Raw genomic sequence first — 12,245 nt, forward strand, 5'->3', positions numbered from 1 at the left:
TAAGCTAACAATATTATCTTACTTTAGTTGATTTGTATATACCATAAAATTTTTTAATTTCATGTGGTTTTAATTCGCGATATTTACCAACTTCAACTTCATCCAATGTTAAAAATTCAATTCTTGTTCTTTTTAGTTTTTTTAAAAATATGTCTGCTGCAATTAGCATTTTCTTAACGTGATGTTTTCTACCCTCAGCAATTGTTAATTCAATTATTGATTCGTCAAATTCTTTATCGTAATTTAATATTTTTGCATCAATTGCACTAGTTTTGTAATTATCATCAATTAGAACACCTTTTAGTAAACTTGTTATTTGATCTTTATGAACTTTTCCTTTACATAATGCTTGATAAGTTTTTTGAAATTCATATCTCGGGTGCATTACAAAATTTGCAAACTCTCCATCATTTGTCATAATCAATGCTCCGCTTACATCATAATCTAATCTACCTACCGGAAATAATCTTACTTTAATATTTTTAAAAAAATCAGCAACAGTTTTACGATTATCTTTATCTACCATTGTTGTTAAAACTAACCTTGGTTTATTAAATAAATAATAATGTTTTTCATTAATCAAAACTAGCGGTTTGTTATTTATTATTATTTCAACATTAGAATCGAATTTTGAACCTAGTTCATTTACAACTTTTCCATTTACTTTAACTTTATTTTCTAATATAAGTTCTTCTGCTTTTCTTCTAGAACAATAACCTCTAGAAGCAATAATTTTTTGTAATCTTTCTTGAATCATTTTATCCCCTATTAAATATTTCTTTATCAGAAATTTCGTTTTCTTTTAATTTAGGAAGATCTTCAAGACTATTTAAATTAAAATATTTTAAAAATTCTGTTGTTACTTTATACATCATTGGTTTACCAACATCATTAGATTTACCTGCTTCAGTTATTAAATTTCTTAATCTTAATTTATAGAAAATGTGATCACAACCAACTCCTCTAATATTTTCAACATCAGATTTTGTTACAGGTCCTTTATAAGCTATTATCGAAAGAACTTCAATGCTTGCAGATGATAATTTAGATTCAGTTTTTAGATTTGATAATCTAACATAATACTCTGAGTTTTCTCTCTTAGTAGTCATTCTGAATCTATCTCTTGCAAATCTTTGAATTTCTAATCCACACTCTTTATCTTCTTTGTACTTATCAACAATAAAATTAACTATTTTTTCACTTTCTTTTTGAGTAGATTCTAAAAATTCTGCAAGTTCTTCTAATGATATACCTTCATCACCATTTATAAAAAGCAAACCTTCAACTAGTGAAATTTTTTTACTTTTATCCATTTTGTTCTCCTTCTAATAATACATCGATGTTAATTTTCTCATTTTCTTGTGTTAATGTAATTATTTTTTTCGCTGCTAAATCTAGTATAGCAAGAAAAGTTGCTACTAACATTTTTACGCTAAATTCTTTTAAATTTATCAATTCTTCTAAGTCAATGCTCTTTATTTTTGAACTTATAAAATAATCAATAATGTCTTTTGACAATTCTTCTGGAGATATTTCAGTTGTTGTAAGAGTATTTGTTTCAAAATTTTTAAATTTATTTTTTTCAATTGCGTTTAAAAATATTTTTGAAAAACTATCTATATTAATATTATTTTTTGCTAAAGGAAGTTTATCGTCATCAATTTTTGTAACTGTAATTAAAGTTTTTTTCTTACTGAATGTTTTTAAATATTCTTCTTGTTTTGTTTTAAAAAAACTTGTTACTTCTTTGATTTTGTGATATTCAATTAATCTATTAATTAATTCTTCACGTTCACGTTCCTCATAATTTTCTTCAACTTCTGCAACTTCTTTAGGAATTAAAAGCTTAGATTTTAACTCTATCAAATAAGCTGCCATTACTAAATACTCACTTGCAATCTCTATATTTAAAAACTCTAAGTTTTTAATATACTCAATGTATTGATTTGATAAATTTAAAAGATTGACTTCCAAAATATTTATTTCTTTTTCTTTTATTAAATGTAAAAGTAAATCAATTGGACCATTAAAATTATCTAAACTAACTGATGTTCATTTTTCCATATATTCCCTTTAATTTTCTCTTAATTTATCAAACAATACACTCATACCTTCTTCATTTTTTAAATATCTATCAAGCGCTAAAGTTATTCTACCAATTATAATGAATAATAAATTAATAGAAAATGAAATATTATAACCAAAGTTTGGATCTGCAAAATCATGTTCAAGCATATTTCTTAATCTTCTTATATAATGCCAAGCACGTGAGTAAGTGATTAAATCAATAACTGAAGTTAAGCTTTTAAAATCCTCTGGGCTTTTTGATAAAAATGAAATATCTTTAAGAAAATCATTAAAAAATTTAAGAGAAGTTTCTGGGCTTTGTTTTACTTTCTCTAAATATTTACATTTTAAATGATTTGCAATATATGTAAGTTTGTCAAATATTGTGTATATATATTTAAATGTTTCATTTTGTTGGTGAAATTCAGGAGTATTTATTTTATACAATGTTTCATAATTTCTTAGTGATTCTAATTTATATGATTTTTGTAAAAAATACTTTATTATATTTTTTATTTCAACAAAAATAGTATGATTAAAAACTGATTCTTCAGAGAAAATTGCATATTCAACTACTTTTTTTGAATATTTAATATAATTTGCAATGTCTTCAACTGATAAATCGATTTGATTTTCATGTTTGAATGTTACATCTAAATGTCTTGAGCTTTTTTCACAATATTCAACTAATTTTTGGATTATTGCTTCATTTCTAAAAAAAGTTTCATCTATATATGATTGAATTATATCTGAGTATGCCCTAAATTCAGATATATTTGTATATTCTTTTTTTTCTAAGATTTTACCAATTTTGGCAATATCTTTGAGAGTTGTTTTATTAGCCACATTTTCACCCCTATAAAAATATTATACATAAAAAAGGGTTTAGGTTTAAATATATTGTTATGTGTGCTCAATTTTATATATAATATTTATTGAATAAATTAATTAGAAAGAGACATTATGTTCAATAGAAAAAATACATTAAAAATTAAGGTGGGTAACCTTTATATTGGCGGTAGTGAAGAAGTAATTATTCAATCTATGACAACTGCTAAAACTCACCAAATAGAAGAAACAATTAATCAAATTAAAGATTTGCATAAAGAAGGATGTCAACTTGTAAGGGTTGCTGTTTTAGGTCTAGATGATGCAAATGCTTTAAAAAAAATTGTTGAACTGTCTCCGATACCAGTTGTTGCTGACATTCACTTTAATTACAAATTCGCTTTAATTGCCGCTGATGCAGGATGTGCAAAAATTAGAATTAATCCTGGTAACATTGGAAGTGTCGAAAATACCATTGCAGTAGTTGAAAAGTGCAAGGAAAAAAATATACCTATTAGGATTGGTATTAACTCAGGTAGTTTGCCAAAAAATATGGTTGAAAAGTATGGTTGAACTCCCAAAGCAATGATTGAATCTTTAAGAACACATATTGAAATTCTTGAAAAACTTAATTTTTATAACATAATTTATTCTTTAAAAGCAACCGACCCACTTATGGCAATAGAAGCTTATGAAATGGCAAGCGAAATATGAAAATACCCTGCTCATTTAGGAATAACAGAAGCTGGAAGTTTATTAAATGGTACTATTAAATCAAGTTTTGGTCTTGGATGATTACTTTATAAAGGTATAGGAAGTACAATAAGAATTAGTTTAAGCGAAGACCCTGTACAAGAAATAAAAGTTGCGAAAAGGTTGCTAAACTCTATGGGATTATTTGAAAATATAGTCGAAGTTATTGCATGTCCTACGTGTGGTAGACTTGAGTTTAATTTATCAAATGTAGTAAAAGAAGTTGAAGAATACGTTGAGAATTTGAATTTTCCTTTAAAAATTGCAATATTAGGGTGCGTTGTTAATGGACCTGGAGAATCAGCACAAGCAGATATTGGCATTGCTGGTGGTAATAAAGGTGGAATTATATTTAAAAAAGGTAAATTATATAAATCTACAACTCAAGATCAATTAGTTCCAGAATTAAAAATATTAATTAATGAATATTATGAAAATTGATTAAAAAATAAGTCAGAAAATAAATAACCCATAATAATATCTACAAAAATAAATATTATTTTATAAATTTTTAAAAGTATTTATTAATAATTGCATCAAAATATAGTTTTACCTCATTTGAGGTTGTTTTTTCATTTTCCTTCATAAAATTTTTAATATTTATTAAAAGTTTTTCTTTTGTGGTTGATACTAAATCTTTATCACTTTCTTGTAATCCATGTTTATCAAGAAATTTTTGTAATCCATTTTCTACTTGACAAATTTTATACTCTAAAACATACATATCAGCATATAGTTTAATTTTATCTTGAAAAGTTTTATTGTTTTTTTTGAAATTTTGAAGTTCATTTCTCTTTTCAATTGTATCTGGTCATCAATTTTTACCAAATTTAAATTCTTTTTCTTGATCAAACTTTTCTTGTAAAGCCGGATACTCTTCTTGTTCTTTTTTTAAATGAAGTTCTATCATTTCATCTAAATTGTCTGAATTAACTTCTTCATAACCACCAATTCCATCATTATTTGAATTTGATTCACCACAACTTAATACATAACTTGAAGCGTTAACACTACACCCAAAAATTCCAATTAAAGCCATTATTTTTTTCATTTATTTTACCTCCACCTATATATTAAAAAAAATTGGCTTTTTTGAACATCTAAAATAAAATTGACAGTAAAAAAGTACTTTTATTGTTAAAATTTTATTGAAAGGTGTTCTTTTTATATGGCAAAACAATGAACAAAAAATGAAAAACTTAATATAATTAATGAATCAAAAAAAATTGGTATTTTAAATGCGGCATTAAAGTTTGATATTAGTACTAGCACAATTAAAAGATGAAAATCAGAGGTAAAAGTTAAAGGTGAAGGCGCTCTTGAATGAGGTAGCGGAACACAAGCAAAAGGAAATATCAAAAAATTTAAATCTCATGATTGAATTTTTAAAGAACCTGATGATATGAGCATTGAAGAATTAAGAGAGGCTTTGAAACTGGAACGAGCTTTAAAAAAGCATTTGGCGAAGACAACTAAGGAAAAGTACTTCGCCATTTTTAATGTTAAAAGAATGTTTTCTTTGAAATTATCTTGTTTATATTTAAAAGTTTCAAGGTATGGATATTTAAAATGACTTAAAAACGGAAAACCAAAGTATAAAAATTATAATAGAATTTTAGCAATTAAGATAAGATGCCTTTTTTACTTGTTTAAAAAAAGATATGGTTATAATATGATAACTTTATTTTTAAACAAATACTTTAAAGAAAGATTAAACCCTTGAGTTGTTTATAGATATATGAAAATAATGAGTTTAAAAGCAGTGAAGAAAAAGAAAGTTCCAAACTATGATAAATCAGGTCCATTAAGATTTGAAAATCTACTAAATAGAAACTTTAAATCTAAAAATATAAATGAAAAATGAGTAACAGATGTAACTTATATAAAAACTATTAATGGAAACGTATATCTATCTGTTATAAAGGATTTGTTTAATTCAGAAATTATTGATTGAAAGTTATCGGTTAGTCCTAATAATAAATTATGTCATACAAATTTAATAAGCGCCATTAAAAAAAGAGGTGCACCAAAGATAATCCACTCAGATCAAGGATCACCATATACAAATGAAACTTGAGAAAGATTATGTAAAACTAATAATATAAATATTTCTATGTCACGAAGAGGAAATTCACCAGATAATGGTGCCTGTGAGTCTTTTTTTGGAACTTTTAAAAATGAATGTATATATACATATAAAGTAAAAGAACTACATCATTCAAATATTTATAAAATTATCTCAGACTATATAGAGTTTTATAATTATGTTAGACCTTCATTAAAACATAAAAAAACTCCATACGAAATTCGTATGGAGAAAGTATCTTTTTAATGTCAATTTTAATTGACAATTTCATTTTACCAATTTTTTAAAACTTTCTTATGAATACTTCTTAATAACTTTATTTATGTACTCTAAATTTTTTTCTGATATTGATTTTCCCTCATTATAAGCATTTATTATATATTTTAAAATTTCAACTAGTTTTTCTTTTGTAGTAATCAATTTTTCTTTACCCACTTCTCCTAATTCAGGATTTTTTTCCATTATTTTATCAACACCATTTTCAAAACTACAAATCTTAAACTCTAAAACATTATTATTAATTTTTAATATAACTGCTTTTTGTAAATTATCTTGACTTCTTTTAAATTTATATAATTCATTTTTCTTCTCATCTGTATCAGGTCTTCAATCCTTTCCAAAATGCTCAGTTTGTTCCTTTAATGCAGCAAGTTCTAAATCAGGTATTTCTTTTTTCTCTACTCTTAAATATAAATCAACCATTTCATCAATATTTTCCTTAGTTACGACTTCACTACCTCCAATACCATCATTTTCCTCGCCCACAGCATCATTATTCCCACAACTAACAACATAACTACTTCCACTAGCAGCTATCCCCAACGCTCCAAATAAACTCAATAATTTTTTCATAATCATTTTCTCCTTATAAAAAAAATTATAACTCATTGAAATTGTCAATTAAAATTGACATTAAAAAGATACTTTCTCCATACAAATTTTAAAAATTATATTGTTTTATTGAAATATATTAATTTATAATCTAAATATTTTTTATGTATATAAAAATATAAAATTCACTATTGCAGTGAATTTTAAAACTTATTTAATAAAATTTATTTTGAAATCATGTGTTTTTGATTTATTTTTATTTAAGCTCAGAATGAATTTTTTATCTTTTATTTCTGTAGTTTGTTGACCATTATAATCAGGTGTCCCACATCATGGTTCAACACAAACATATTCGGCTTTTTCATTAATTGCTCATAATAAAAATGCACTGTAATTTGGATAAATTATTTTATACTTAACATTTTTATTTTCAATTATTAAACTCTTTGAATTACAAAATGATAAATAAGATTTTGAATTACTAAAATCTATCTCTCCATAATTAAATGATTTGATTTTTAGTGGTTTATAGTTTTCTGGCATTAACCCATTTGGAAATTCTCCAATAAATGAGTCTTCTTTATTTAAAGTAAGTTTATCACCTTTTTTAAACTGAAATGCAGGGTGATGTCCGAATGAATAATAAATAACTTCATCATCCATATTAATAACTTTTATTTTTGCATTAATTTTTTTATTTTTTACAAATATTTTTATTTGTATTTTATATTTAAATGGATATAGATTATTATCCTTATTGGTATTTATTGATTCTAAAAAAACTGAATTTTCTTTTTCTTCAACAACATTTCAATTTAATATTTCGTGAAAGAATCCATGTCTCTTAATATCTAGTTCCTTACCTAAGTGTGTTACATTAGCTTTTAAATTACCGCAAACCGGGAACATAATTGGTCATGTTTTTTTTCAATCACCATCTTTTTTATATAATATTTCATTTCCTTCATAAATAATACTTTGGATTTCAAATGGATTTATACTATAACTTAATTTAATGTTTTTACTTTTCAATGTTTTCACTACTTTTTACCTCTTTTTCTTTACCTGAGAAATCAATTTTTGTTTTTGCTTTTTCCATAATACGTTTTTTTAATAGGTTTTTAATATTTCTTGTTGCATTATTATAATTAATATAATCTGCAAAGAAAGAGTTATTTTTAAAATAAAAGACAAGTATGCATATTAATATTATCATACATGAAAAAGACATCATTAAAGTTGTTGCGATATCAAACTCCTTTAAAGAATCTGAATTTACATTTTTTATATTTTCTAAATCACTCAATAAACCAACATTATGAAAAACACCTTTTTTAAGATTGGCTATAATTTTTTCTATTGAACTAACAATAAATTTTGCACCAAACATTGCACTACCAAAAAAACCTGTAACTGGGTTTTTTGGAGATCTGTAGTTTCACATTATACATAAAGAAAATAAAGAAAAAACTATTTGGTTAAATAAAATACCTGTAAATACATTTACTGATATATAGATAAATGGATTTGTTGTAAATGCAAGTATTGTGTATGCTCCAAATATTAAAAATAAGCAAGCAAAAATTAAATATTTTTGACCAAAATATTTTAATGCAAATTTATAAATAAAATACGATATTAATATTGATGGTATTGTATATAAAAAGTTAAATGTCCTCAATAAACTTATTACATTATTATAATCAATACCATAATCTCTTAAATTAAGTCCAATAAACATTTTAACAATTAATGAGTTGTTAAGAGAACTAGTTATCGAAACTAAAAAAACTATTAAATAAATTAAAAAGAAGTTAAAGTTATTTTTTTTAGGAATGCTATCAATTATCTCTTTGTCAAAAACTCCGGCTAAATTTTTGTTTTCTTGTATAAAAAATGAGTATGAGAATAAATATATTATGAGTATTATACATAAAACAATTATTGTATTTTGATAATAATAATTAGTAAATAATACTTTCAACTCATTTAAATATGTTCCAAAAGCAGTACCAAAACCAATAAAACTAAAAATAATTCAAACTACAGGCAAAACATATATTCTATAATAATATTGCTCATTACAATATAAAAAGAAAATTGTTGAAGAAGCCAAACATATTGATAATAATAATGTTGTAAATACAAACAAATATGAATTTATATAGTTTTTTGTAAAAAAATCAATCACTAACAATATAAAAACTAGTACATATGTTATTTTAATTCATATAAATCTATTCCTTATTATTCCAGTAATAAAAGTTGCTAATGGTTTTAAGAAAACTAAAAATAATGAAGTTCCTAAAATAACAATACTAAAATATTCTGCTTTATCAATTAATAATGTTGAAGGAATATTATTAGAGTTTTGATTTGATAAATAACCTAATATAACCCACAATAAAGCTGTATTAACCAAAAAAATAATCTGGTTTTTTTTAACTTTTTCTTTAAAAACAATAAAAAGCAAAGTGAAGAAACACATTGCAAAAAGTATAGGTAACATAATTAATAAATCTCAATTATTCATCATAACCTCAACTACAATATATTGTATTACAATATAACAAAAAAGCACAAACTTTAATCATAGCAATTAATGTGATACTTTTTTTTGATTTTGATTGGTTTTTTTAATTCCAGGTATATGATTAGTGTTTTGTTTTTTTAGTCTTGTTTTTATTTTTTTTAAGTCATTATGAACTTTAATTAAATAAGTACTTGTTTGTACATTAAATTCTTGAATAGAATCAATAATTTTTAATTTATTATCAAGTGTATAGTTTTGATAAGCAACTTTTTTGTATTGTTTTTCTAAAACAAAAATTAAAAAACCGACAATGTAAGCAATAAATACAATCAATAAAAATGGACATAATGTTATTAAAACATAGTCGATTATTAAAACTTTTTCAAATTTAAAAATACCTAAATATTCAACACTAAAATATTCATTATTTAAATATAAAATTACTAGTTTTGACACCAATAAAGATATTGGTGTTATTATAGTTAAACAAAATAATAAAATTAATCATACTGACATAACTTTAAATTTTCTATAAAAGCCAGATTCTTTTAAAGTTGCTTTGGAAAATGAACTTCCTAATCCATATATTGTATTTGATTCATTATAATTATTTTTATCATTAAATTCAGTTAAAATTACTTCTTGTTTATTTAAAATGTCACTTAGTTTATTTGTATCAAATCCGTTTGTTTCAGTATTATCAAGAATTGTATCTCTTGTATTATATTCATTAATTCTATTTATACTTGCATTACTATTTATTTCATTTTTTTTATTATCAAATGAATTGTTAATTAATTCTTTATTTATTTTAACGTAATCTTCTTTATAACCATTATCTGGTAAAGTCTCAGTTGAAAATGTATCAGATTTTTGAGTTATATTTTCAGTCACATTAATATAAGATAAATTATTTTCATTGTCTTTACCATCTGTTAGAGTTTCATTTGTTTGTGTTTGTGAATGTATTTCTTCTTCAACTGGATTTTGAACATGAGTCTCATTGCTAGTAGTTGTATTTTGTTGACTCATATAGTTTAAATCAATATCTAAATCAGTGTTTTCAACATCATTTATATTATTGTTTAACTCTTGATCTTTGATGCTTTGTTCTTCTAATTCCGATTTATCAAACAACTTAATTTCTTTTTCTTTTTCTTTTTCTTGCTGATTTTGATAATAATCACTTGTTTTAAGACTATCAAAAGATTGATCAACAAAATTATTTGTTGCCAACAAATCTGTTTGCTCATTTAATTTATTTCTTCTTGGTTTATAAAGTGTTTGGGTGCTATCTCCTAAAAAACTCTCAACAACATCATTTCCATTAATACTATATTTATCTAATTTTCGATTTGTTAGTGTTTTTGTTGGATTAATGTCATTTAAAAAATCATCAGAATAACTATTTAGAGTTTTATCAATTTCTACATCATCAATTGACAAAGTATTTTCACCAACTATATCAAATATATTTTCATCTGTTTTTTTGTATGAATTAAATTCAAATAATGAATTAATATACTCAGTATCTCCATTTTCGCTATTTTGTTTTTGATTTACTACAACTGGTTTAACAGCTTTTGATTCAACAGTTAAAGTTTCTTGTGAAATTAGATCTTTAAGACGCAAAAAAGTTAATTGTTTATCTGTTAATTGTTTTTCAACAACATCAACAATTAAATAGTTTTTATTATTATAATTAACAATAACTCCTTTTTTATAACCCATATTTACCTCTACTCATTAAAGATCAACTTTTTTTGCCCTAATACTTATACTTATTATAATAAAAAAAGAGAAAATAAACATATTAATTAATTATTTTCTCTTAAACTGTCATTAATTCTTTTTCTTTGTTTTTAGCAACTTCATCTAAATGTGCAATATTTTTGTCTGTTATTTTTTGTACTTGATTTTCAAAATCACCTCTAGAATCTTCAGAAGATGAAGAATCTTTTTTAATTTTATCTAGGACATCTCTTCTAATGTTTCTAATTCTAACTTTGAATGTTTCTAATTCTTTTAACATTTTTTTAACTAAATCTTTTCGTATTTCTTCAGTTAATGGCGGTATTTTAATTCTAATTAAATCTGCTTCTGCAAGCGGATTTAATCCCAAATCTGCTTTATTAATCCCAGCAATCACACCACCAATTTGACTTCTATCATATGGTTTAACTACTAATTGTTGAGGCTCTGGTGCAGAAATTTGTGAAGTTTGTCCTATTGGAGTTAAAGTTCCATAAAAATCAACCATTACGCCATTTAAGATATTTGCATTTGCACGACCTGTTCTTATTTTATTTAAATATACTTTGAAGTTTTCAATCACTTCATTCATTTCATTATTTGCTTTGTCTAAAAGTTCTTTACTCATTATTTTTCTCCTCTATTTAATAACTGTACATTCAATATCGCCATGGGCAACTTTAACAATGTTATCTTTTCCTTTTATATCAAAAACAACTATTTCAAGCTTACCATCTCTTGATAAAGTAGCTGCTGTTGAATCCATTACTTGTAAATTTTTTGTTACTAAATCATTGTGTGTTAGTGATTGATAAAATGTGGCGTCATTATGTGAATTTGGGTCTTTATCATATACACCTTTTGTACCATATTTAGCCATTAATAGTGCATCAGCTTTTATTTCTATTGCTCTTATTGATGCTCCAGTGTCAGTTGTGAAGTAACTATAACCTGTGCCTCCTGCAAATAATACAACATACCCTTCTTGTAATTTTTCTCTTGCATTTCTATAATTATATGCACTTGTTACTGTTTTAATTTCTAATGATGAATATACTTTAACCTTATCAAAATTAAGTTTTCTTAATGTAGCTTCAAATGCTAATGCATTCATTATTGTTGCTAACATACCCATATAGTCAGCTTCAATTCTATAAAGTTCTAGTGTTCCTGCTAATTTACCTCTTCAAATATTACCCCCACCAATTACAACTCCTATTTGAAGGCCTTCCTTAGTAAGTTTAATAACTTGTTTTGCAACATCTTCTAATTTTTCTTTATCATAAATGTCGTTTTTACCTTTTAATGCTTCTCCTGATATTTTTAATAAAACTCGCTTATACTTCAATGACATAATTACCTCGCTAGAAAGATTATAACAAATTTTTTTAGAAA

At 24.2% G+C, this 12,245-nt stretch carries 13 protein-coding genes; 2 read left to right on the forward strand and 11 right to left on the reverse strand.

The window, feature by feature from the left end; all coding sequences use genetic code 4:
* Positions 1–13: 13 nt before the first annotated feature.
* From SLITO_RS04370 to SLITO_RS04385, 4 genes are read right to left on the reverse strand one after another with little or no spacing between them, the layout of a single operon-like run.
* Entirely contained in the window at positions 14–757 is a 744-nt protein-coding gene (locus SLITO_RS04370; RefSeq protein ID WP_075058549.1) for a pseudouridine synthase, read from the reverse strand.
* 1 nt (position 758) lies between these two features.
* Positions 759–1,313, reverse strand: a complete 555-nt coding sequence (scpB, locus tag SLITO_RS04375) for an SMC-Scp complex subunit ScpB (RefSeq protein WP_075058550.1) — start codon at positions 1,311–1,313, stop codon at positions 759–761.
* Entirely contained in the window at positions 1,306–2,064 is a 759-nt protein-coding gene (locus SLITO_RS04380) for a segregation and condensation protein A (RefSeq protein WP_075058551.1), read from the reverse strand. Before SLITO_RS04380 ends, scpB begins: the two co-directional genes overlap by 8 nt.
* Positions 2,065–2,073: 9 nt before the next feature.
* The gene (locus tag SLITO_RS04385; protein ID WP_075058552.1) at positions 2,074–2,913 is read right to left on the reverse strand and encodes a hypothetical protein; all 840 of its coding nucleotides are present in this window, start codon (positions 2,911–2,913) and stop codon (positions 2,074–2,076) included.
* 117 nt (positions 2,914–3,030) lie between these two features.
* On the opposite strand from SLITO_RS04385, the gene ispG reads away from it, so the two are divergent.
* Positions 3,031–4,116: a flavodoxin-dependent (E)-4-hydroxy-3-methylbut-2-enyl-diphosphate synthase gene (gene ispG, locus SLITO_RS04390; protein ID WP_075058553.1), complete on the forward strand. Its 1,086-nt coding sequence runs from the start codon at positions 3,031–3,033 to the stop codon at positions 4,114–4,116.
* Between the two features lie 43 nt (positions 4,117–4,159).
* Here ispG and SLITO_RS04395 read toward each other — a convergent pair whose 3' ends face one another.
* Entirely contained in the window at positions 4,160–4,699 is a 540-nt protein-coding gene (locus SLITO_RS04395; RefSeq protein ID WP_075058554.1) for a hypothetical protein, read from the reverse strand.
* 117 nt (positions 4,700–4,816) lie between these two features.
* On the opposite strand from SLITO_RS04395, the gene SLITO_RS04400 reads away from it, so the two are divergent.
* On the forward strand, positions 4,817–5,980 hold the full coding sequence (locus SLITO_RS04400) for an IS3 family transposase (RefSeq protein WP_075057955.1): 1,164 nt from the start codon (positions 4,817–4,819) through the stop codon (positions 5,978–5,980).
* 48 nt (positions 5,981–6,028) lie between these two features.
* Here SLITO_RS04400 and SLITO_RS04405 read toward each other — a convergent pair whose 3' ends face one another.
* The 6 genes from SLITO_RS04405 to pyrH all read right to left on the reverse strand — a co-directional run bounded on the left by SLITO_RS04405 (position 6,029) and on the right by pyrH (position 12,204).
* Positions 6,029–6,586 (reverse strand): lipoprotein, encoded by a 558-nt coding sequence (locus SLITO_RS04405; protein WP_075058555.1) that lies wholly within the window; start codon positions 6,584–6,586, stop codon positions 6,029–6,031.
* A gap of 189 nt (positions 6,587–6,775) precedes the next feature.
* Positions 6,776–7,606: an aldose epimerase family protein gene (locus tag SLITO_RS04410; RefSeq protein WP_075058556.1), complete on the reverse strand. Its 831-nt coding sequence runs from the start codon at positions 7,604–7,606 to the stop codon at positions 6,776–6,778.
* Complete coding sequence (locus tag SLITO_RS04415; RefSeq protein ID WP_144416417.1) at positions 7,587–9,101, reverse strand: MFS cation transporter; 1,515 nt, start codon at positions 9,099–9,101, stop codon at positions 7,587–7,589. The genes SLITO_RS04410 and SLITO_RS04415 overlap by 20 nt, the downstream gene beginning before the upstream one ends.
* A gap of 63 nt (positions 9,102–9,164) precedes the next feature.
* The gene (locus SLITO_RS04420; protein ID WP_075058558.1) at positions 9,165–10,829 is read right to left on the reverse strand and encodes a hypothetical protein; all 1,665 of its coding nucleotides are present in this window, start codon (positions 10,827–10,829) and stop codon (positions 9,165–9,167) included.
* A gap of 100 nt (positions 10,830–10,929) precedes the next feature.
* The gene (gene frr / locus SLITO_RS04425) at positions 10,930–11,478 is read right to left on the reverse strand and encodes a ribosome recycling factor (RefSeq protein ID WP_075058559.1); all 549 of its coding nucleotides are present in this window, start codon (positions 11,476–11,478) and stop codon (positions 10,930–10,932) included.
* Positions 11,479–11,490: 12 nt separating this feature from the next.
* A complete protein-coding gene (pyrH, locus tag SLITO_RS04430) occupies positions 11,491–12,204 on the reverse strand; it encodes a UMP kinase (RefSeq protein ID WP_075058560.1) in 714 nt (237 codons plus the stop codon).
* Positions 12,205–12,245: the final 41 nt, after the last annotated feature.

This window comes from Spiroplasma litorale (assembly GCF_001267155.1).
GTDB lineage: Bacteria > Bacillota_I > Bacilli_A > Mycoplasmatales > Mycoplasmataceae > Spiroplasma_A > Spiroplasma_A litorale.